Source organism: Azospirillum brasilense, from assembly GCF_007827815.1.
Lineage (GTDB): Bacteria > Pseudomonadota > Alphaproteobacteria > Azospirillales > Azospirillaceae > Azospirillum > Azospirillum brasilense_C.
This window is the reverse complement of sequence record NZ_VITH01000004.1, coordinates 175,180-195,326: the sequence shown is the minus strand read 5'-3', so window position 1 is coordinate 195,326 and position 20,147 is coordinate 175,180. Positions and strand designations below refer to the sequence as shown.

Annotated in this window: 19 protein-coding genes; 8 read left to right on the top strand and 11 right to left on the bottom strand. The window is 69.1% G+C overall.

What is annotated here, in order from left to right; all coding sequences use genetic code 11:
- Positions 1 to 59 precede the first annotated feature (59 nt).
- From FBZ83_RS09910 to FBZ83_RS09900, 3 genes are all read right to left on the bottom strand, one after another.
- Positions 60 to 698, bottom strand: a complete 639-nt coding sequence (locus FBZ83_RS09910; RefSeq protein WP_145682298.1) for a 2OG-Fe(II) oxygenase — start codon at positions 696 to 698, stop codon at positions 60 to 62.
- 40 nt (positions 699 to 738) lie between these two features.
- Positions 739 to 1,395 carry a 2OG-Fe(II) oxygenase gene (locus tag FBZ83_RS09905; protein ID WP_145682297.1) on the bottom strand — a complete coding sequence of 219 codons (657 nt, stop codon included), beginning with the start codon at positions 1,393 to 1,395 and terminating at the stop codon, positions 739 to 741.
- 165 nt (positions 1,396 to 1,560) lie between these two features.
- The gene (locus FBZ83_RS09900; protein ID WP_247888243.1) at positions 1,561 to 2,490 is read right to left on the bottom strand and encodes a mitochondrial fission ELM1 family protein; all 930 of its coding nucleotides are present in this window, start codon (positions 2,488 to 2,490) and stop codon (positions 1,561 to 1,563) included.
- Positions 2,491 to 2,727: 237 nt separating this feature from the next.
- Here FBZ83_RS09900 and FBZ83_RS09895 point away from each other — a divergent pair, with 237 nt between their 5' ends.
- Together FBZ83_RS09895 and FBZ83_RS09890 are read left to right on the top strand one after the other, a co-directional pair.
- Positions 2,728 to 3,282, top strand: coding sequence for an Lrp/AsnC family transcriptional regulator (locus tag FBZ83_RS09895; protein WP_145677495.1), 555 nt, complete (start codon positions 2,728 to 2,730; stop codon positions 3,280 to 3,282).
- A 239-nt stretch (positions 3,283 to 3,521) separates the two neighbouring features.
- Positions 3,522 to 4,433, top strand: coding sequence for a dienelactone hydrolase family protein (locus FBZ83_RS09890; RefSeq protein ID WP_145682506.1), 912 nt, complete (start codon positions 3,522 to 3,524; stop codon positions 4,431 to 4,433).
- A 121-nt stretch (positions 4,434 to 4,554) separates the two neighbouring features.
- Here the strand turns inward: FBZ83_RS09890 and greA are convergent, their stop codons facing one another.
- A complete protein-coding gene (gene greA / locus FBZ83_RS09885) occupies positions 4,555 to 5,028 on the bottom strand; it encodes a transcription elongation factor GreA (RefSeq protein WP_079285121.1) in 474 nt (157 codons plus the stop codon).
- Positions 5,029 to 5,110: 82 nt separating this feature from the next.
- Positions 5,111 to 8,362: a carbamoyl-phosphate synthase large subunit gene (carB, locus tag FBZ83_RS09880; protein WP_145682296.1), complete on the bottom strand. Its 3,252-nt coding sequence runs from the start codon at positions 8,360 to 8,362 to the stop codon at positions 5,111 to 5,113.
- Between the two features lie 320 nt (positions 8,363 to 8,682).
- On the opposite strand from carB, the gene FBZ83_RS09875 reads away from it, so the two are divergent.
- From FBZ83_RS09875 to FBZ83_RS09865, 3 genes are all read left to right on the top strand, one after another.
- On the top strand, positions 8,683 to 9,507 hold the full coding sequence (locus FBZ83_RS09875; protein ID WP_145682295.1) for a hypothetical protein: 825 nt from the start codon (positions 8,683 to 8,685) through the stop codon (positions 9,505 to 9,507).
- A 48-nt stretch (positions 9,508 to 9,555) separates the two neighbouring features.
- Entirely contained in the window at positions 9,556 to 9,906 is a 351-nt protein-coding gene (locus tag FBZ83_RS09870) for a hypothetical protein (protein ID WP_145682294.1), read from the top strand.
- An 85-nt stretch (positions 9,907 to 9,991) separates the two neighbouring features.
- Positions 9,992 to 10,720, top strand: coding sequence for an MgtC/SapB family protein (locus FBZ83_RS09865; protein WP_145682293.1), 729 nt, complete (start codon positions 9,992 to 9,994; stop codon positions 10,718 to 10,720).
- 13 nt (positions 10,721 to 10,733) lie between these two features.
- On the opposite strand, the gene FBZ83_RS09860 is transcribed toward FBZ83_RS09865, so the two are convergent.
- Genes FBZ83_RS09860 through FBZ83_RS09850 form a run of 3 tightly spaced genes read right to left on the bottom strand, consistent with a single transcriptional unit; the run spans position 10,734 to position 13,842 of the window.
- Positions 10,734 to 11,225, bottom strand: a complete 492-nt coding sequence (locus tag FBZ83_RS09860) for a DinB family protein (RefSeq protein ID WP_145682292.1) — start codon at positions 11,223 to 11,225, stop codon at positions 10,734 to 10,736.
- 17 nt (positions 11,226 to 11,242) lie between these two features.
- Positions 11,243 to 13,288 (bottom strand): DNA translocase FtsK, encoded by a 2,046-nt coding sequence (locus FBZ83_RS09855; protein WP_145682291.1) that lies wholly within the window; start codon positions 13,286 to 13,288, stop codon positions 11,243 to 11,245.
- Positions 13,285 to 13,842: a PAS domain-containing protein gene (locus tag FBZ83_RS09850; protein WP_247888242.1), complete on the bottom strand. Its 558-nt coding sequence runs from the start codon at positions 13,840 to 13,842 to the stop codon at positions 13,285 to 13,287. The genes FBZ83_RS09855 and FBZ83_RS09850 overlap by 4 nt, the downstream gene beginning before the upstream one ends.
- A gap of 581 nt (positions 13,843 to 14,423) precedes the next feature.
- On the opposite strand from FBZ83_RS09850, the gene FBZ83_RS09845 reads away from it, so the two are divergent.
- Together FBZ83_RS09845 and FBZ83_RS09840 are read left to right on the top strand one after the other, a co-directional pair.
- The gene (locus tag FBZ83_RS09845; RefSeq protein WP_145682289.1) at positions 14,424 to 15,614 is read left to right on the top strand and encodes a hypothetical protein; all 1,191 of its coding nucleotides are present in this window, start codon (positions 14,424 to 14,426) and stop codon (positions 15,612 to 15,614) included.
- 106 nt (positions 15,615 to 15,720) lie between these two features.
- A complete protein-coding gene (locus tag FBZ83_RS09840; RefSeq protein ID WP_145682288.1) occupies positions 15,721 to 16,869 on the top strand; it encodes a hypothetical protein in 1,149 nt (382 codons plus the stop codon).
- Between the two features lie 44 nt (positions 16,870 to 16,913).
- Here the strand turns inward: FBZ83_RS09840 and msrA are convergent, their stop codons facing one another.
- Positions 16,914 to 17,555, bottom strand: coding sequence for a peptide-methionine (S)-S-oxide reductase MsrA (gene msrA / locus FBZ83_RS09835; RefSeq protein ID WP_145682287.1), 642 nt, complete (start codon positions 17,553 to 17,555; stop codon positions 16,914 to 16,916).
- Between the two features lie 164 nt (positions 17,556 to 17,719).
- Between msrA and FBZ83_RS09830 the strand changes: the two genes are divergently transcribed.
- Positions 17,720 to 18,163 (top strand): RNA polymerase sigma factor region1.1 domain-containing protein, encoded by a 444-nt coding sequence (locus FBZ83_RS09830; RefSeq protein ID WP_145682286.1) that lies wholly within the window; start codon positions 17,720 to 17,722, stop codon positions 18,161 to 18,163.
- A 12-nt stretch (positions 18,164 to 18,175) separates the two neighbouring features.
- Here FBZ83_RS09830 and FBZ83_RS09825 read toward each other — a convergent pair whose 3' ends face one another.
- Positions 18,176 to 19,051: a TrmH family RNA methyltransferase gene (locus tag FBZ83_RS09825; RefSeq protein WP_432612489.1), complete on the bottom strand. Its 876-nt coding sequence runs from the start codon at positions 19,049 to 19,051 to the stop codon at positions 18,176 to 18,178.
- A gap of 67 nt (positions 19,052 to 19,118) precedes the next feature.
- Entirely contained in the window at positions 19,119 to 20,102 is a 984-nt protein-coding gene (locus tag FBZ83_RS09820; protein ID WP_145682284.1) for an SDR family oxidoreductase, read from the bottom strand.
- Between the last annotated feature and the right edge of the window lie 45 nt (positions 20,103 to 20,147).

The window sequence follows — 20,147 nt, the reverse complement described above, 5'->3', positions numbered from 1 at the left end:
TGCCATGCCGCCCCCTCATGGGGACGATGTTTCACCCCGGCCGGCCCGGGGAACCTCCCTCACGGGTGGGCCGGGGCCTTGCGGTTCTTCAGCCAGGCGCCGACGCGGTGGCGCCACTGCTCGTGCCAGATGTAGACGCTGTTGCGGACCCAGTTCATCTGCACGGCGCGGCGCCGGCCCTCGAAGGAGTGGTGCCCGTGCCACGAGGTGTCGCAGCGGCGGAAGCACAGCAGCGTGCCCTCGTCCGGCGGCACCTCGGCGGCGTAATCTTCCAGGTTCGGGCTGCGCAGGACGCGCAGGCGCCCGCCCGACGCCTCCCAGGGTGGGTTCATGTAGATCAGGACGGTGACGATCTTGCTGGCCGAATCGGGGTGGATCTTGCCGTCCGTCGCCCGGCACATGCCGCGGGCGGTGAACATGGTCGGGTAGCGCGACAGGTCCAGCCCGAACTTCTCCGAGAAGGCCTGGCAGACCGCCTCGCCGCGCAGCTCCTCGATCAGGGCGTCGAAGGCCGGGCCCTGCGGGAAAACGCCCAACGGGATCGAGCCGGGTTTGTCCACCCTGGGGTAGTCGCGGTGCAGAGCCTCCAGATGCTCCCGCTTCACGAAGCCGGGGACGCAGAGGAAGTCGAACGGCTCGTGCTGCAGCGGGGTAGCGCGGAAGCGGTCCAGATCCAGCATGGAGGTGGGTATGGACATGGGGCGGTCTCCAGACGGCAGCAATTCAGGTCACGGCAATTCAGGCGACAGGCGAGTCGGGGAAGGCCAGCTCGTGGCGCGCGCGCCATTCAGGGCCGACGTAGTTCACGATGATCGACTTGCGGACGCCGCGGATCGGGCGCGGGGCGAAGCCATGCCACGTGTTCGTTCCGGGAACGAAGACCAGTCCCCCGTTGAAGGCGTAGGGCGCGCGGGTGACGACGGTGCGGGTGGCGTCCAGCACGTCGGTGCCCCAGCCGGCGCAGTCCGGCCCCTTGGAGAGATAGATCAGCATCGTGAACTTCTTGACGCCGATGTCGGTGTGCGGCTCCAGCCAGAAGCCGTCGGTGTCCTGGCAATATTCGATGCGCAGCGAGGTGCCGGCCAGATCGACGCCGCAGGTGCGCCCGATCGCCTCCGTCACCGCCCGCCGCTGGAAGGCCGTGGCGACCGCGTCGCAGACGGGATGCTCGGCCCGGCTGCGGGCGCAGAAATAGCTGCGGGTGGCGTTGTTGGTGTCGCGCTTGCCCATGGTGTCGCCGACCGGAGGCGGCGCCCAGGGCAGGGCGGCGATGCCGTCCGCGGCCTCGTCGGTGAGCGCGCGCGACAGCAGCCAGTGGCGATAGGGCTCATCCTTGATCGGGGCGTTGTCCAGGCAGCGGATGAAGGCATCCTGGACCGCGTCGGGCGTGACCATGCGAAGAAATCCAATGCGTCCCAGCGGTAAAAGCGAATTACCACGCGCCGGGACACGCGCTAAATGAATTAGCGTTCATGAAGCGTTTGACAGGAATCATCCCCTGATGAGCGCAAGAAAACAACGATGCATCGCGGCAACGCGGGGCGCGCGGCGCCCCGGATTTCAAGCGTCATGCTTGGCGCGGTGGGCGAGAAGACGGTGTCGCAACTCTTCGGCGACTTGCCGGGTGTCGTCCAACGTTGGGTAGGTCCAGTGCTCTAGGGCGCCGGTGAAGGGTCGGGTGATGCCTTCCTTGTAGAGTTCTTCGTGGAAGCTGCGGAACTTGGGCGAGCCGCCCTCCAGCTCGATCACGTAGACCGGCTTTCCGGTGGAGCAGGCTTCCGAGGTCATGGACACGCTGTCGCAGGTCACCACAACGGCGTCGGCCAGCCCGAGATAGGCGAAATAGGGGTTCTCGCCGGTGCCGTCCCACACCTCCGCCGGCAGGCCGTTCAGGCGGGCGCGCAGGATCGCCTCGTTGTCGGCGCCGGTGCGGCGCGACGGGGTGACCATCAGCCCGGCCCCCTTGCCGCGGGCCAGCTCCGACAGCTTCTCCGCGACGTCGCCCATGATGGTCGGGGTCAGGGCGTAGACGCCGTTGGTGCCGCCGATCAGAACGGCGACGCGCGGGTGCGGCAGGTCGGCGAGCCGCGGGGCGTGGCGCTGCGCCGCCTCGGCCAGCAGCTTGGGCGTCACACGGTGCAGGGCGCCGCGGGTGGCCATGACGTTGGGGCCGCGCAGCCGGTCGTGGCGGGGCACCACGACGAGGCCGAAATGGCGCGGGTTGATCTGGGGGTCCTGGATGTAGACGGTGAAGGTCCGGCCGCGCGACTGCTTGCTGGCGGCCAGCAGCGGCGCGATGGCCTGACGCCCCGACCCGATCATCAGGTCGGGCCAGGGCGCGCGGATGGGATCGCCCTCCGGCCCGGCGGCGAAGCGGTTGCCCAGCCGCAGGAACGGGCTGAGCTGGCGCCACGGGCTGCGCAGCCGCACCCGCTTCACGGCGGGGGTGAGGCCCAGCGCCTCGGCGAGGCCGATGCACTGGTTTTCCATGCCGGGCTTGCCGTCCGAGACGACCCAACAGGTGAGGGAACCGGGAAGGGAGGACTGCATCGTCACACGAATGGTTTTGAGGGTGCGGCGGGTTGTCGCGCCCAGGTGGGCGTCGGAGCTGGATACATCGATAGAAAGTTTTTCCACCGACGCCGATACGGGTTTCTTGCTTGGCGTGGATGGCTGCGCCGTGTAATATCCTTTCTTCAAATCACCCCCGGAGCGACCGAGCAAACCATGCGGCGGGTCAAACTCGACCGAATTGACCGGCGGATTTTGCGCGACCTGCAAAATGACGGCCGGATGACCAACGTAGAACTCGCGAGGCGTGCCGGCATCTCTGCCCCTCCGTGTTTGCGGCGTGTCCGCGCCTTGGAAGAGGCGGGCTTCATCCGCGGCTATCACGCCGACATCAATCCCGACGCGCTCGGGTTCGGTGTCACCGTGTTCGCCCAGGTCGGCCTGTCCAGCCAAGCTGAAGTGGACCTAAAGAAATTCGAGGAACTCGTCAACTCCTGGCCCATGGTGCGTGAATGCAACATGCTGGCGGGCGAGTATGATTTCCTGCTGAAGATCGTTGCGGAGGACTGGGACGACTACCAGCGCTTCCTGACCACGAAGCTGACGGCGGCGCCCAACGTGGCGCACGTCAAGTCGGCCCTGTCGATCCGCACGTCGAAGCACACGCCCGGTGTGCCGATCGATGTGGACTCGCCGGACATCCCCGACTCGCTGGAGGATGACGACGAGGAGGACGAGGGCGAGTCCTCGACCCGTCTGGCGCGCCGCTGACGCGGCGCCGCACCGACGCGAAGCCTTTTCCGAACAGCCGGCACCGCACCCCGTGCAAGGGATGTGGTGCCGGCTGTTCGCGTTTCGGGGATGGGCGTCACCGCGCAATCTTGTGACGCCGAGCGTTTCCAAAAATGGATTCCAGCCCGTCTTCGCACGTGCGATGCTTCCACAGGGCGAAGGTGCTAAACTTGCGCGCAACCGACTTCGCCGATTTTGCCCGTGACCGGGAGACGATGATGGCCTCACCCCGCCGCCGTGCCCTTCCGCCGCGCCTGTTGCTGCCGACGCTGGCGTTCGCCGCCGCTCTGGCCCTGCCGACCCTGCTCGCCTCCCCGCCGGCTGTGGCGGCCACGCCGGGCGTCCATGCGGAGGAGATCGTCCGTTTCCCCTCGCTCGACGCCGACCTGACCAGCGGCGCCCCGACGCCGCTGACCGGGCGTTTCCTGCGTCCCAAGGCCGAGGGGCCCTACGCCACGGTCGTCCTGCTGCATGGCTGCAGCGGCCTTTACGCCAAGACCGGGCGGGTGGCGGCCCGGCACATCGACTGGGCGCTGACGCTGCGCGAACAGGGCTACGCGGTGCTGATGGTGGACAGTTTCGGCCCGCGCGGCGTGGCGGAGGTCTGCACGGTCAAGGACCGCCCCGTCCGGGCGACCGAGGAGCGCAAGCGCGACGCCTGGGCGGCGCTGGCCTATCTGCGCGCGCGCAGCGACGTGGACAGCGAGCGGATCGCCCTGATGGGCTGGTCGCAGGGGGCGGGCACGGTGCTGGCCGCCTATGGGCCGGGCGGACAGGGGAACGGCTTCCGCGCCGCCATCGCCTTCTATCCCGGTTGCCGGACGCCGCTGGGCGACGCCGACTGGCAGCCGGAGGGCCCGCTGCTGATGTTGCTGGGCGGCAAGGACGAGTGGACCCCGGCGGAGCGTTGCCTGGAGCTGGCGAGCCGCGAGCCGGTGAAGGAGCGCACCGAGGTCGTGGTCTACCCCGACGCCCATCACGGCTTCGACTCTCCCCATGCGCCGCTGCGCAAGCGCCACAATCTGGCGACCGCCCCGGCGGGCGAGGCGACGGTCGGCACCGACGAGTCCGCCCGCAAGGACGCCATCGAGCGGGTCAGCGCCTTCCTGGCGGAGCGGCTGCGGGGCTAGCAGACCGTTCCAAGGATGAAAGCGAAACGCCCCGCACCGGTTGCCGGTGCGGGGCGTTTCGTTTCGCGGTCGGTGGCGGGGCGGTGTCTTGCGAACCGGCCCCTGAATCTTGAACCGGCGCTTACTTGAAGGCGACGGTGACGATCTCGTAGACCTTGGAGCCGCCGGGGGTGGAGACCTCCACGCTGTCGCCGACCGACTTGTTGATCAGAGCGCGGGCCAGCGGCGCCTGGATGGACAGCATGCCGTTCTTGATGTCGCTCTCGTCCTGGCCGACGATCTGGTAGGTGATCTCCTCGTCGGTGTCCTCGTCCGCGAGCGTGACGGTGGCGCCGAACTTCACCGAACTGCCGGACAGCTTCGTCGGGTCGATGACCTCGGCGCGGCTGATCTTGTCCTCCAACTCCGCGACGCGGCCCTCGATGAAGCTCTGGCGTTCACGCGCGGCGGTGTATTCGGCGTTTTCCGACAGGTCCCCATGCTCACGCGCCTCGGCGATCGCCTTGATGACGTTGGGCCGTTCGACAGTCTTGAGGTGCTTCAACTCCTCTTGCAGGCGGTTGTATCCCGCCGCAGTCATTGGAACTTTTTCCATCGTTCAATCCATCACCATGCCGACGCAGCGCCCTGGGAAAGCTACGGCGCGGCGGAGGAGGTCCGCCGCGCCGTAAACCGTCCTAATAGGAACCGCTAAGGTACGACTGCAGCGGCGCGACTTCAAGGCTGCCGTTCCGGAGTGCGGCAATCGCTTCCACCGCCGCGCGTGCACCGGCCATGGTGGTGTAATAAGGCAGGTTGTAGGTCAGCGCCGTGCGCCGCAGGCTGAAGCTGTCGGACAGGGCCTGCGCGCCGTCCGTGGTGTTGATGACCAGATGCACCTCGCCGTTGATCATCGCGTCGACGATGTGCGGCTGGCCTTCCACCACCTTGTTGATCGACTCCGCCGGGACGCCGGCCTGGCGCAGCGCCGCCGCGGTGCCGGTGGTCGCCAGGACGCGGAAGCCCATGGCGTGCAGCTTCTGCCCGATCTGCACGGCCGACGGCTTGTCGCGCTCCTTCACCGAGATGAAGACCGTGCCCTGGACCGGCAGGGTGACGCCGGCGCCGAGCTGCGACTTGGCGAAGGCCAGCGCGAAGTTGTGGTCGAGGCCCATCACCTCGCCCGTCGACTTCATCTCCGGGCCGAGCACGATGTCGACGCCGGGGAAGCGGGCGAAGGGGAACACGGCCTCCTTCACGGCGGTGTGCGGCGGGGTCGGGCCGTTCAGCGTGAAGTCGGCCAGCTTCTCGCCGGCCATGACGCGCGCGGCGACCTTGGCGATGGCGGTGCCGGTGGCCTTGGCGACGAAGGGCACCGTGCGGCTGGCGCGCGGGTTGACCTCCAGGATGTAGACCGTGCCGTCCTTCACCGCGAACTGGACGTTCATCAGCCCGACGACGTGCAGGGCACGGGCCAGCGCCTCGCCCTGGCGGCCGATCTCGGCGATGGTCTCGGCGGGCAGCGAGTAGGGCGGGAGCGCACAGGCCGAGTCGCCGGAATGGATGCCGGCCTCCTCGATGTGCTCCATGATGCCGGCGATGTAGACCTGGCCGGTGGCGTCGGCCACCACGTCCACGTCCACCTCGATGGCGTCCTGCAGGTAGCTGTCGATCAGCACCGGGTTCTTGCCCGACACCTTCACGGCGTTGCCCATGTAGCGCTTGAGCCCGGCCATGTCGTGGACGATCTCCATCGCGCGGCCGCCCAGCACGTAGGACGGACGGATGACGACGGGGAAGCCGATCCGCGCGGCAACCGTCTCCGCCTCCTCCAGCGACCGGGCGAGGCCGTTGGCCGGCTGCAGCAGGTCGAGCTGGTGCAGCAGTTTCTGGAAGCGCTCGCGGTCCTCGGCGAGGTCGATGGCGTCCGGCGAGGTGCCGAGGATCGGGATGCCGGCCTTCTCCAACGCGTCGGCCAGCTTCAGCGGGGTCTGGCCGCCGAACTGCACGATGCAGCCGAGAACCGTGCCGTTGCGCTGCTCGACGCGGACCAGCTCAATCACGTCCTCGGCGGTCAGCGGCTCGAAATACAGGCGGTCGGCGGTGTCGTAGTCGGTGGACACCGTCTCCGGGTTGCAGTTGACCATGATGGTCTCGATGCCGGCCTCGCGCAGCGCGTAGACGGCGTGGACGCAGCAATAGTCGAACTCGATGCCCTGGCCGATGCGGTTCGGCCCGCCGCCCAGGATGACCACCTTCCGCTGAGCGGTCGGGTCCGATTCGCACTCGGCGGCACCCGTGCCGTCGGTCTCGTAGGTCGAGTACATGTAGGGCGTGCGCGAGGCGAACTCGGCGGCGCAGGTGTCGATGCGCTTGAAGACCGGCGTGACCCCGGCGGCGCGGCGGGCCTCGGCGACCTCACTCTCGCTTTTGCCGGCCAGCTCGGCCAGACGGGCGTCGGAGAAGCCCATCTGCTTCAGCGCCTGCCAGCCGGCCTTGTCGGTCGGCAGGCCGCCGCTGCGGATCGCCTGCTCGCGGTCCACGATGGCCTTGATCTGCTCCAGGAACCACGGGTCGTACTTGGAGACCTGCTGGACCTCGGCGACGGTGAAGCCGTGGCGGAAGGCCTGGGCGATGACCAGCAGGCGGTCCGGCGTCGGCCGGGCCAGCGCGCCGCGGATGGCCGAGGCGTCCGGCGTGTCGCTGTCGCCGATGCGCACCTCGTTGAAGCCGGTCAGGCCGGTCTCCATGGAGCGCAGCGCCTTCTGCACCGACTCCTGGAAGGTGCGGCCGATCGACATGGCCTCGCCCACCGACTTCATCGAGGTGGTCAGCAGCGGCTCCGTGCCGGCGAACTTCTCGAAGGTGAAGCGCGGCATCTTGGTGACGACGTAGTCGATCGTCGGCTCGAAGCTGGCCGGGGTGGTGCCGGTGATGTCGTTGGTCAGCTCGTCCAGCGTGTAGCCGATGGCCAGCTTCGCGGCGATCTTGGCGATCGGGAAGCCGGTGGCCTTCGAGGCCAGCGCGGAGGAGCGCGACACGCGCGGGTTCATCTCGATGACGATCAGGCGGCCGTCCGCCGGGTTCACCGCGAACTGGACGTTGGAACCGCCGGTCTCCACCCCGATCTCGCGCAGCACCGCGATCGAGGCGTTGCGCATGATCTGGTATTCCTTGTCCGTCAGCGTCAGCGACGGGGCGACGGTGATCGAATCGCCGGTGTGGACGCCCATCGGGTCGATGTTCTCGATGGCGCAGACGATGATGCAGTTGTCCGCCTTGTCGCGGACGACCTCCATCTCGTACTCCTTCCAGCCCAGCACCGACTCCTCGATCAGCACCTCGCCGACCGGGCTGGCGCGCAGGCCGCCGCGCACGATGTCCTCGAACTCCTGACGGTTGTAGGCGATGCCGCCGCCGGTGCCGGCCAGCGTGAAGCTGGGGCGGATGATCGCGGGCAGGCCGACGAACTCCAGCGCCTCGGTCGCCTCCTGCATGTTGCGCACGAGGCGCGAGCGCGGCGATTCCAGGCCCAGCTTGTCCATGGCGTCGCGGAACAGGATGCGGTCCTCGGCCTTGGCGATGACGTCGCGCTTGGCGCCGATCATCTCCACGCCGAGCCGTTCGAGGGTCCCGTCGTCGGACAGGGCCATGGCGGTGTTCAGCGCGGTCTGGCCGCCCATGGTCGGCAGCAGGGCGTCGGGGCGCTCCTTCTCCAGGATCTTCGCCACCACGGCCGGGGTGATCGGCTCGATGTAGGTGGCGTCGGCCAGACCCGGATCGGTCATGATGGTGGCCGGGTTGGAGTTCACCAGGATGACGCGGAAGCCTTCCTCGCGCAGCGCCTTGCACGCCTGGACGCCGGAGTAATCGAACTCGCAAGCCTGGCCGATGACGATCGGCCCCGCGCCGATGATGCAGATGGATTTGATATCAGTGCGCTTGGGCATGGGTCCGCTTCTCGACGTTCGTGCAGCAAAAGCCCCCTCGCGCCATTGGCCCCTTTCGGGGCGCGGGTGTGAGAGGGCACGGATCAATATGTCGTTGCGAGGCCCCTTTATAGGGAACAAGGCGGCGCGGGGGAAGGGGTGGGATGATGCGCGGGCCACATGTCTGAAACATCGCCAGCGGGCGGCGAGGCAAGGCTTGAACCCGCGCCGAAAGGGCGTCATCAATCGGGGTGCGCCGGAAACCCGGCGTGTTCCGAATTCGTCCAGCGGGAGAAGCCCGCACACCTGATCCTGATCGCCGCCGGAGTTCGCGCCCAACGATGACCCACGCTTTCGCCAAGGACAGCCGCGCCTGCGCCGCCTGCGTTTCGTGGGGGGGCGACCGCGCCCTGTCGGACGACAACACGCTCGTCCACGTCGACCGCTACAGCGCGGAGGGGGAGTGCCGGACGGCGACCAGCCAGGATTACCGGAAGGTCACGCGCTCCTACCACACCTGCGCGACCTGGGCGCCGCTGCCGATGCTGAAGAAGCACGGCGGCCGGCCGGAGCGCCAGCCGGTCTTCGCCAGCCGCCCGGCGCCCGCCCTTGCCGCCGTCACGCCGGTGCCCGAGGCCGTGGCGGCCGCGCCGGTGCGCGTGGTTGCCACCGCCGCCCCAGCCGTTCCGCCGCCGCCCCCCGCGCCGCCGGTCTGCCGGTCGGAGCCGCTGGACCTCGACCAGATCCCGCAGATCGCCAGCCTGCTCTACGTCCACTGGCGCCGCGTCCTCCGTGGGCGTCCGATGCCGGAGGCGCATGACATCGACACCGCCCAGATCCGCGAATGCGTGCCGCGCCTGTGCCTGATGGAACCGCTGCGCGGCGGCGAGGACTTCCTCTACCGGGCTTGTGGACGGGCGGTGCAGCGGCGGATCGGGCAGCGCGCGGTGCCGCGCCCGGTCAGCGACTGCCACCCCGCCGAGGCGGCGGCGCGCTTCAACGCCGACCTGCGCGCCTGCCTGGAGACGGGGGAGCCGCGCGGTCTTCTGGTGCGCGACGACCCGATGCTGCCGGGCGCGCGTTTCGTCGAACTGCTGCTGCCGCTGTCCGACGAGGACGGCCGCCCGGCCCGCGTGCTGGCTTTCCGGCACGTGCCGGGGGGCTGACGGGAGGCGGCGGTGCCCTGGAGCGCCCAGCCCCCGCCGGAATCTCCGATGCCGTCGCCCGGCGACGGCAAGCCGGCCGGCGGCGCCGACATGGTGGGGGTTTGGCCCTCCGCCGTGTGGATCGTTGTCGGCACGCTCTTCTATCTGGAGAACCCGCAGAGCTTCGCCGGCTGGAAGGGCGCGCTCTATTACGTGGTCGGCACCGCCGCCGTGGCGCTGGTGATCGGGCTGGTCAGCCTGAACCTGCGCCGCGCCATCGCCGGCATGCTGGCCGAGGTGTTTCCCCGCCGCGACCGCTTCACCGACCTCGTGAGCCTGATGCTGCGGCTGATGCTGGCGACCGCGGAGGGCATGCTGGTGGCCCTGCTCGCCCGCTGGACGCTCGGCGCGCTGGGGTAGGGCGCGCTGGGTAGGGTGATCCTTCGCTAACCAATCGGCGCTACACTGGGCGTCCCGGGACCGCTCGTTCCGGGGAGGGAGCGTCATGCAGAACCTGTCCGCCTACTGGTCACCGGCTGAGCTGGCCGTCAACGGCGTCATCCTGCTGCATCTGGTCGGGGCGCTGGGGCTCGGCATCCTGATGGGGTACGAGCGCTCCTTCCACGGGCGGGCGGCGGGGATGCGCACCTACGCGCTGGTCTGCCTCGCCTCGACGGCGCTGACCGTGGTCAACGCCTATCCGGGGCTGTGGTACGGTGGCATCGGGAGCGGAAACGGCGGGGGCGGCGACCCGACGCGGGTTGTCCAGGGCATCGTGACCGGCATCGGCTTTCTCGGCGCCGGGGTCATCATGCGGGAGGGCTTCTCCATCCGCGGCCTGTCCACCGCGGCGTCGATCTGGACGGCGGCGGCGATCGGGGTGACCATCGGGCTCGGCTTCTACGCCGCGGCCATCGGCGCGGCCTTCCTGGTCATCCTGGTGATGAGCGCCTTCCGCCGGCTGGAGGCGGTGCTGCCCCACCACACGGTGGTCCAGGTGATGCTGGTGTTCGAGCGCGATCAGGCGCCCCCGGCGGAGGTGCTCCGCGTCAAGGCGCTGGAGCACGGCTACGAGATCGTGTCCTGGGCCTTCCACCTGCGCAACGGCAGCGGTCACCTGGAGTATCAGCTCACGCTCCAGGCCAACGGCACGCCGGACCCGATGGAGCTGATCGACAAGCTGGCCCGCACCAGCCGGGTGGTGGAGTTCCGCCTGTCGCCGTCGCGCATGTGAGAGACCGGCGGGGCTACTTGTCCAGCAGGAAATAGGCGAGGTCGATGCTGGGCGCGGCCAGCCCGAACTGCGTCAGCAGGGTGTGCACCTGCCCGCGATGATGGGTCTGGTGGTTGAACACATGGGCCAGCACCGCGGAGAAGGGCATGGTGAAGGCCTGCCCGGCCAGCGAGTGGTAGTGGAGGTCGGTGGCGAAGCGGGCCTCCTCCTGCGCCGCCACGACGCGGATGAGGCGCTCGTCCTCCGCCTCGCGGGCGGCGCGCAGATCGTCGAAGCCGTCATAAAGGATCTCGTCGAGGGCGAAGGGCGTCGGCCCGTCCCCCTCGATGCGGCGCAGCCACACCCGGTCGGCCACCAGGATGTGGTTCAGCGTGCCCCGCACCGAGCGGAAGAAGGCGCTGCGGTCCTCGCGGTACTGGGCGTCCGACAGCTCGGCCGCCACCGCGTAGAGGCGGCGGTTGGCCCAGCGGTTGTAGCGCGCGAACCGTTCGAAATGCGCCCTCATCGCCCTCTCTCCCTTCCCTAGACCCCGGCGCGCTTGGCCGACAGGCCGGCGGGGGACAGCAGCACCTCGCGCTTGCCCTGGTGGTTGGCCTGGCCGACCACGCGCTCCGTCTCCATCCGCTCGACCAGACGGGCGGCGCGGTTGTAGCCGATCTGGAGCTGGCGCTGGATGAAGCTGACCGACACCTTGCCCTCGCGCACCACCAAGTTGACGGCCTGCATGTAGAGGTCGTCGCCGGAGTTGCTGCCGCCGCTCTCGTCGTCCTCGTCGGCGACCGCCTCATCCTCTTCCTCGGTGATGGCGGTGACGTAGTTGGGGGCGCCCTGCGACTTGATGAACTGCACGATCTCCTCGACCTCCGAATCGGAGACGAAGGGGCCGTGGACGCGGGTGATGCGGCCGCCGCCGGCCATGTAGAGCATGTCGCCCTGGCCGAGGAGCTGCTCCGCCCCGGCTTCGCCGAGAATGGTGCGGCTGTCGATCTTGGAGGTGACCTGGAAGCTGATGCGGGTCGGGAAGTTGGCCTTGATGGTGCCGGTGATGACGTCCACCGACGGGCGCTGCGTCGCCATGATCAGGTGGATGCCGGCGGCCCGCGCCATCTGGGCGAGCCGCTGGATCGCCGCCTCGATCTCCTTGCCGGCGACCAGCATCAGGTCGGCCATCTCGTCGACAATCACGACGATGTAGGGGAGCGGCGTCGGCTCCTGCGGGGTCAGGTCGAAGACGGTCTCGGCCTCGCCGGGCACATGGCGGCGGGGCATCGGCTCGCCGTTGGCGATCATCTCGGCGATGCGGGCGTTGTAGCCCTCGATGTTGCGCACGCCGAGCTTGGACATCGCCTCGTAGCGGCTCTCCATCTCGCGCACGGCCCAGCGCAGCGCGATCACCGCCTTCTTCGGGTCGGTGACGACCGGGGTCAGCAGATGCGGGATGCCGTCATACACCGACAGCTCCAGCATCTTCGGGTCCACCATGATGAAGCGGCAGCGCTCCGGCGGCAGCCGGTAGAGCAGCGACAGGATCATCGTGTTGATGGCGACCGACTTGCCCGACCCGGTGGTGCCGGCGACCAGCAGGTGCGGCATGCGGGCGAGGTCGGCGACCACCGGTTCCCCGCTGATGTCCTTGCCGAGCGCGATGGCGAGATGGGCCTGCGATTCGGCGAAGGCCGCGTGGTCGAACATCTCGCGCAGATAGACCATCTCGCGCACCGGATTCGGCAGCTCGACGCCGATCACGCTGCGGCCCGGCACGATGGCGATGCGGGCGGTGACCACGCTCATGGAACGGGCGATGTCGTCGGTCAGGTTGATGACCGTCGCCGACTTGGTGCCCGGCGCCGGCTCGAACTCGTAGAGCGTGACGACGGGGCCGGGGCGCACGTCCATGATCTCGCCGCGGACGCGGAAGTTCCGCAGCACCGTCTCCAGCATCCGCGCGTTGCGGGCCAGGACCGTCTCGTCATGCTGCTGCGGCGGGCGCGGCGGCGGGTTCTGGAGGAGCGTGGTGCCGGGCAGCGCGTAGGGGTCGTCTTCCCCGGTGGGCTCGCCGACGGGTTCGCCGAAGGATTCGCCATCCTCGTCCGCGTCCCCGTCCGCGTCGTCCAGCGCGACGGCGTCGTCGGTGTATTCGTCCGCCTCGTCCTCATCGGCGAGGGCGTCCTCCGCCGCCTCGTCAGGCTCCGCCTCCTCGGGCAGGTCCTCGGCGTCGGGAATAAGGACGTCCTCGACCTCCGCCGGCGCGTCCACGGCCGCATCCGACACCAGGACCGGGGCCGCCTCCGCGGGGCGCGCCTCATAGGCCCATTCGACGCCGGACAGGAAGGCGAAGCCGGCGACCACCGCCAGCGCCTCGTCGCCGAGGTTGGTCGAATAGACCGTGCCGGCCCGCGGGGTTCCGGGCAGCACCTCCACATCCCACAGCAACCGCCCGTCCGGGCGCGCGTTGGGAATCAGGTTGAAGGGGCGGCCGTTCAGCGCGCACCACAGATTGAACTCGTCGGCGGTGACGACTCCCGACTGGGTCGCGGGCGCGGTCAGGTGGGGCGTGCGCGGCGTCATGCCGGGGCTCCCGGTTTCTGTTCGGTGGAGAAGGACTCGCCGTCTTCGGCATCGTCGTGGGTGTCGTCGGTCTCGGTCTCGGCGTCCGCGATCCCGTCCGTTTCGGCGTCTTCGTCCGCAAGAGCCTCGGGGGCGGGGGCCGCCGTGCCGTCCGCATCCGGTTCATCGTCATCCAGCGCGTCGACGTCCAGCTCGGCCTCGTCATCCGTCTCCTCGTTCGCCGCGGCGGGAATGAGCGCGGCGCAGGGCGGTTCGTCCGGCGGCTGTTCGTAGGCGGCGACCAGGATCTTGTCGATGGTCTCGCCGTCGCTGGACATCGGCAGGGCCAGCCGCTCCCAGGTCCGCATGACGCCGCTGAAGTCGGCGGTGTAGACGCGGGCGACCGGCAGCCGTTCGCGCAGGAGCGAGGCGTATTCGGGGCGCAGGATGGCCCGCTGCTCCTCCGGAAGATCGTCCAGCGTGGCGCCCAGGCGCGAATGCCCGAACGCGGCGGCGAGCGACTGGCCATAATAGGAATAAACGAAGTCGTCGTCGCCGATGACTTCGAAAATCACAATATTATCCTTCCACGGCCGCAGGTCTGCCGGGGCGATGCTGCTGGACACCGGCGGCCTTCCGCCGATGCATTTGGTGAGCCAGAAGTCAAGCAGGCCGCTCAGGTGCGGCGTCGCCAGCTCGGTTCTTTCCTTGATCATGGATTGGGCGCGGAATGTCTCGGGCGGCGCCCCGCGGGGCTACCCCCTGGAGCTTTCATGGACCGCCGGAACCATACCCGGAAGGGGCGGGCAGGCGCAACCGCAAGGGCGACGTTGCCCAAGGGCCGGGCATGGATTCCCGGGCGGGTGTGTCCGTGGCTCCCGTCCGGTCCCGCGCGGGCGCGCCGGACGGCAAAACCTTGAAGCAAAGGGTCTTTTCACGATCAATCGATAATTCATATTCGAAGCATATCCGAAGGAATCACACGCTTATGTGCAAAACAATAATAATAAATGATCATGCATGATAATGATCCATCATGCAGTTGTACTCTTTATAAAAAAGACTCTTAGCAGTTGATTGCTTTCTGTTGTGGTGATACAAGATGTTTGTCGCGATTGAAGTGCTGATGTTTGAACACAAAATAAAGGAGGAAACTGTGACGACATTTCTTGATCTGCAAAATGGCTTCTACAACGGGCTCTGCCAGGGCCTCGGCCTGTCGCCGAGCTCGTTCCAAATTCTGCAGCCGTCGCCGCCGCTTGTGGCCAACAACAACACGCTGTTGTGGGATTACTTCAACAACATCCCGCCGCAGTCGCTGACGCAGAACTACATCGCGAGCGGCGGCAACCAGTTTTTCTCCAACTACAAGGGCATCATCAGTTCGCTGGTCGCACCGCCGAACACCTTCGAGGCGGACATCGGGCCGGACAACTACAAGGCCTGGAAGAGCTACATCGCCGGCATCGTGCCCACGCCGGCGGCCAACCAGCTCCCCAGCACCTTCTTCCAGTGGGGCATGATCAACGCGCCGACCGTGGCGAACATCGGTGCGCAGGACCTGTCGGCGATGCTGCTCGAGACCGTCAGCGCCGCCAGCCTGGCGCTGATGCCCTACACCAGCGTGCCCTTCCAGACGCCGCCGGCCCCGCCGCCGGATTGGAACGCCGGCTATGCGGTGCTTGCCCAGCAGCTGTCGCAGGCGCCGTCCCGCTCGTTCACCTTCTCCAGCTCGACCATGAACAGCAACGTGTCGAGCAGCTGGTCGAAGGGCGGCAATTCGGGCTTCTTCGGACTGTGGGGCGGCAGCAGCTCGACGTCCTCCCAGAGCACGAAGTTCGCCTCCAGCAACGTGCAGATCACCAAGGCGACCTTCCGGCACCTGCTGACCTTCGCCGCGTCGCCGGGCAACTGGTACAGCTCGTCGGCGATGGGGCTCGCCTATTCCAGCGCCGATACGCCGCCGTGGAGGACGGGGGCGCTGCCCAGCTGGAAGACGGTGTTCGATCCGTCCACGGGAACGACCACCCGGTTCATGGTCAACCTGATCGTGGCCGACACGATGTACATCGAGGTCACGTCGGACGCCAAGTTCGACGCCAACGACCAGAGCGTCATCAACAACAACAAGTCGTCCGGCCTGTGGCCCTTCTACACCAGCGGGTCGGGCAGCGGCTCCTCGACCTCGGTGTCCTTCAACCAGAACGGCAACATGACCGTCACCATCACCAGCGATCCCGGCGTTCCGATCGTCCTGGGCGGCAACGTCCTGCCGGTCCAGACCTATCTGGGCCATTCGACCGCCGCCCTGAAGTCCGTGTCGCACAAGGCGCCGGCCATGGCCTGAGGGCCGGGGCCGCCGCCCGCTGAAACCGCGGCGAGTGGGGGCCGGCCGTACCCGCGGCCGGTCCCCTTCGCTTCATGACGCTCCGGACGGAAATCGGGAGAACGCGATGTTACGCCAACACGAAGCCGCTGCGGTCACGCCGGGCGGCATGGAAGGGCTTCAGAACCGCTGGTACAATGCCGTCGTCCGATCGCTCAATCTCACGTCCGCCGCGTTCCAACTCCTTCAGCCGTCCTTCGTCGTGCCCCAGACGAATCTGGGGCTGTGGCGTTACGGCCAGGAGATTCCGCAGCGTTCCCTTACGGCGAACGCCTACGACATGAGCCTGGACCGCTTTTTCGACATCTACGCGGCGGTCGTCGGCCAACTGAACTTTCCCGAGTCCTGCTTCAGGGCGGACATCGGCGACGACACCTACGAGGCGTGGACCGCTTATCTTGCGACGCTCCACCCCCAGCCGTCCGCCCAGCAACTGCCATCGCTGTTCCTGGTCTGGGCGATGATCAACGCGCCGACGGTCGCCAACGTGGGGCAGCAGGATCTGGCGGAGATCGCCCTGATCGGCTCGGCCCAGGCGGCGCTGGAGCCGTATGCCGGACCGGACGGGCAGCCTGCGGAGTTCGGGGGAAGCTACGCGCAGCTGATCCAGAGCCTGGCCCATGGCATCACCACATCCTTCAGCTTCGACAGCAGGACGGCCAGCGGCGATGTGTCCGGCTCCTGGACCGGCGGCGTCGACACCGTCAGCGACGGGTTGTGGAGCGGCGCGGTTCCGGGCAACCGCCAAAGCCTGCTGTTCTCGCGCAGCCACGTGCAGGCGTCGGTCGGCGTGTCGGGGCTGGTCACCTGGCCGCTCACGCCGGGCCCCTGGTACGATTCCTCGATCTTCGCGACCGCCTACGCCGATCCGGCCACGCCGCCCTGGCCCGACCCGGCCCAACCCGCCTGGGACGCGGTGTTCGGCGCCGACGGCAGCCTGCCGCGGGTCATGGCGTCGCTGGCGGTGGCGAAGGGGATCGACGTGACCGTCACCTCGGACGCGGTTTATTCGCCCCTGGACCAGGCCATCATCGAAACCTTCGCCCCGCTCGGCCTCTGGCCCTTCTACCTGCCGAGCGGCATGGCGCAGACCACGGTCAGTTTCGGACCATCCTCGGGCATGACCATCCGGACCGTCTCGGCGCCGGGAACTCCGGTCGTTCTGGGCGGCAACGTTCAGGCCATCGGCGCCTTCCTGGGAGTCGGGGCGGGGTAGGCGTCCGACCAGCGGGCGCCCCGTCCCCTCTCACCCCGTGCCGGTCACCCGACGCAGCTCACCCCGGTGCCGCCCAGCCCGCAATAGCCTGCGGGATTCTTGGACAGATACTGCTGGTGGTAGTCCTCGGCGTAGTAGAAGGGCGGGGCCTCGCGCAGCTCCGTCGTCACCGGGCCGAAGCCGGCCTGCTGCAGGCGGGCCTGATAGGACTCGCGGCTGGCCTCGGCGGCGGCGCGCTGGGCCTCGCTGTGGGTGTAGATGGCCGAGCGGTACTGGGTGCCGACGTCGTTGCCCTGGCGCATACCCTGGGTCGGGTCGTGCGCTTCCCAGAAGACGCGCAGCAGCTCCTCGAACCCGACCTTGGCCGGGTCGTAGACGACGCGCACCACCTCGGTGTGGCCGGTGCGGCCGGAGCAGACCTCCTCATAGGTCGGGTTGGGGGTGTGGCCGCCCTGATAGCCGACCATGGTCGTCCAGACGCCCGGCACCTTCCAGAACTTGCGCTCCGCCCCCCAGAAACAGCCGAGCCCGACGTCGACGACCTCCAGACCCTCCGGATAGGGCGGGGTCAACGGGTTGCCGTTGACGTGGTGGCGCGGCGGCACGGGAACCGGCGTGTCGCGCCCGGGCAGGGCCTCCGCCGCGCTGGGCAGCGCCAGGGGCTTGCGCATGAACATTCCGAGCATCTCGGCCTCTCCGATGGCGTAGGAATTGGGGATGGGGACTTGGGGATTATGTCGGGTCGCCCCGCCCCGGAGGCAAGTTGCCGCCTTTGCAAGGGAGCCTTCCGCGGCCCCGCCTGTTTACCCTTCGGAATGTTCAGTCCAAGGTGGAACCGCGGGAGAATACGATGACGATCGACGACGCCACCCTCCAGCGCCTGATCGACAAGGGGCGCAAGCACGGCAACCGGCTCGGCATCGAGCAGCTCGGCCAGGACGTGCCGGTGGAGACGATGACCCCGGAGGAGGTCGCCGTCGTGGTGGAGCGGCTGGAGGCCGCGGGCATCGACGTGGAGCTGACCGACGAGCGGCTGAAGCGACCGCGCGGCGGCGGAGATTATGAGCGCGGGGCCGGCGTGGTCACCATCGCCAGCCCGGCGGCGCCCGCGGTGTCAGCCCCCGGCGCCCGCCCGTCCGAACATGGCTGGGCCGACGAGGGGCTGGGCCACGCCCACGGCGCGCATCACGGCTCCCGTCGGGCGCCGACCTGGGACCGCGACGGGGTGGACATGCTGCCCATCGTCTCGGTCCTGGTGGTGGCGCTGGTGCTGATCATCGCCCTGGGCGGCTGACCCGCCAAACCGTCAGCCCGGCTTGGCCAGCGCGTGGATGAGGATCGCCGCGGTCGCCGCGACGTTCAGCGACTGGATGCGGCCGGTGCCGGGCAGGGTCAGGATGTCCTCGCAGGCGGCGAGGGTGGCGGGCGGAAGCCCGTCCTCCTCGTTGCCCAGCACGACGGCGGCAGGCCGGTCCCCGGTGGCGAGGGCCGCCGGGTCGGTGACCACCGCCCGGCCGCGGCCCAGCGCCGTCCCGGCCACCCGGTGGGACTCGCGCAGCCGCTTCAGGACCGCCGGCAGGTTGGCCGCCCGGTACAGTTCCACCCACTCGAAGCCGCCTTCGGCGACGCGGTAGGCGGACTCCGACGGCAGGGCCTGTCCGGGATGGTCCGAGACCACGACGCGCCGCAGGCCGAAGAAGGCGGCGGTGCGCAGGATGGCGCCCAGATTGTGCGGGTTGCCGACCCCGTCGAGGATCAGCAGCGGCTGCCCGTCCGCCGCCCAGCGCTTCGCCGCCTCCACGTCGAAGGCCGGCACCGGGCGCGGCGCGATCAGCGCGACCACCCCGCCGTGCAGCACCGTTCCGGCGACCTTGGCCAGCTCGTCGGCCTCCACCATGCGGTAGGGCCGGCGCGCCGCCGCCATCGCCTTGCAGAAGTCGCCGGTCTTCGCCTTCAGCCGCTCCTCGAAGAACAGCCGCTCCACCCGCGCCGCGTCGTGGGCGAACAGGGCGGAGACGGCGGACAGGCCGGCGACGCGGAACAGCTTGCCCACTTCCCGGCCCGGCTCCTCGCGTGGCCCGTCCCGGCGCGGATCCTTGCCGGCGTGGGGAGGACCCGGACGCGGGGAGCGGGCAGGGGAGGGGACGGGCGGACGGCCGCGCGGGGTCGTCGGCTTCGGCATGATGGACTCGGGGGCTTGGGGGAACGGGCCGGCATTCTGGACCAACCCGTTCCCGAACTCAAAGCCCTCAGTGGTTTCCGTTCTTGCTCCGCGCGTAGCCGGCGTAGGCCGCAGCGGCGGCGGCCGCGACCCCGGCGACGAGCAGCGGCGACACCCAGCCGGGCGGCGGGGTGCGGAAGCCGCCGGTGACGCCGCGGCCGCGCTCCACCGGGCTGAACAGGTTCCCGTCGCTCGGCGCGGCGGGCGGGGTCCGGCTGAAATGGCGGTGGGCGCCGTGGCCGGCGATCTTCTCCATCAGGCGCGGCGCCACCGCGTGCCCCAGCCGGGTCAGCGGCGTCATCGCCCCGACCATCGCCTGGGCGCGCGGGCGCAGGGCGAGGGACAGCACGGTGTCCGCCACATCCTGAGGGTCGTCGTAGAAGGGGCTTTCCGCGTCCAGCTGGTGGCCGGTGTAGTTGGCGCCGTGCGACATGCCCGGCGTGTCGGTGAAGAACGGGTAGACGCCGCAGACATGGACGCCCGGCGCGTCGACCAGCTCCGCCCGCAGGCTTTCCAGAAGCCCCTCCAGCCCGAACTTGCTGGCGGCGTAGGCGGCGGCGTAGGGGGCGGGCGCCCAGGCCCCGACCGACACGGTGTTGATGAGCACCCCATGGCCTTGCCGGCGGAACAGCGGCAGCACGGCGTGGGCGGCGTACAAGGGGCCGAACAGGTTGGTCTCGACGACGCGGCGGTGCGCCTCCAGCGGCGTGTCCTCGAACCGCCCGACGGCGCCGACCCCGGCGTTGCTCACCCAGACATCGATGCCGCCGTACAGCTGCATTGCCCGGTTGGCCAGCCGGAGCACCGCCTGGGCGTCGGTGACGTCGGTGGGCACCACCTCGGCCTCGCCGCCCAGCTCCCGGCATTCCTCGGCGACCTCGCCGAGCAGGGCCTCCCGCCGGGCGGCCAGCACCAGCCTGGCCCCCTCCCGCGCGAAGGTCAGGGCGGTGGCTCGCCCGATCCCGCTCGACGCTCCGGTCACGACCACCACGGCTCCGCGCACGCTGTCCATCCATCCTCTCCCGATCAATGCCTTCTGCGGCATCAACAGGACGGG

Excerpts from the sequence above, each read along its gene's own strand:
- FBZ83_RS09875 (WP_145682295.1), top strand. The coding sequence starts at position 8,683 with ATGACCCACGCTTTCGCCAAGGACAGCCGCGCCTGCGCCGCCTGCGTT.
- FBZ83_RS09860 (WP_145682292.1), bottom strand. The coding sequence starts at position 11,225 with ATGAGGGCGCATTTCGAACGGTTCGCGCGCTACAACCGCTGGGCCAAC.
- FBZ83_RS09865 (WP_145682293.1), top strand. The coding sequence starts at position 9,992 with ATGCAGAACCTGTCCGCCTACTGGTCACCGGCTGAGCTGGCCGTCAAC.
- greA (WP_079285121.1), bottom strand. The coding sequence starts at position 5,028 with ATGGAAAAAGTTCCAATGACTGCGGCGGGATACAACCGCCTGCAAGAG.
- FBZ83_RS09825 (WP_432612489.1), bottom strand. The coding sequence starts at position 19,051 with ATGCCGAAGCCGACGACCCCGCGCGGCCGTCCGCCCGTCCCCTCCCCT.
- FBZ83_RS09905 (WP_145682297.1), bottom strand. The coding sequence starts at position 1,395 with ATGGTCACGCCCGACGCGGTCCAGGATGCCTTCATCCGCTGCCTGGAC.
- FBZ83_RS09895 (WP_145677495.1), top strand. The coding sequence starts at position 2,728 with ATGCGGCGGGTCAAACTCGACCGAATTGACCGGCGGATTTTGCGCGAC.
- msrA (WP_145682287.1), bottom strand. The coding sequence starts at position 17,555 with ATGCTCGGAATGTTCATGCGCAAGCCCCTGGCGCTGCCCAGCGCGGCG.
- FBZ83_RS09900 (WP_247888243.1), bottom strand. The coding sequence starts at position 2,490 with ATGGAAAACCAGTGCATCGGCCTCGCCGAGGCGCTGGGCCTCACCCCC.
- FBZ83_RS09840 (WP_145682288.1), top strand. The coding sequence starts at position 15,721 with ATGTTACGCCAACACGAAGCCGCTGCGGTCACGCCGGGCGGCATGGAA.
- FBZ83_RS09910 (WP_145682298.1), bottom strand. The coding sequence starts at position 698 with ATGTCCATACCCACCTCCATGCTGGATCTGGACCGCTTCCGCGCTACC.
- FBZ83_RS09830 (WP_145682286.1), top strand. The coding sequence starts at position 17,720 with ATGACGATCGACGACGCCACCCTCCAGCGCCTGATCGACAAGGGGCGC.
- FBZ83_RS09890 (WP_145682506.1), top strand. The coding sequence starts at position 3,522 with ATGGCCTCACCCCGCCGCCGTGCCCTTCCGCCGCGCCTGTTGCTGCCG.
- FBZ83_RS09870 (WP_145682294.1), top strand. The coding sequence starts at position 9,556 with ATGCCGTCGCCCGGCGACGGCAAGCCGGCCGGCGGCGCCGACATGGTG.
- FBZ83_RS09820 (WP_145682284.1), bottom strand. The coding sequence starts at position 20,102 with ATGGACAGCGTGCGCGGAGCCGTGGTGGTCGTGACCGGAGCGTCGAGC.
- carB (WP_145682296.1), bottom strand. The coding sequence starts at position 8,362 with ATGCCCAAGCGCACTGATATCAAATCCATCTGCATCATCGGCGCGGGG.
- FBZ83_RS09855 (WP_145682291.1), bottom strand. The coding sequence starts at position 13,288 with ATGACGCCGCGCACGCCCCACCTGACCGCGCCCGCGACCCAGTCGGGA.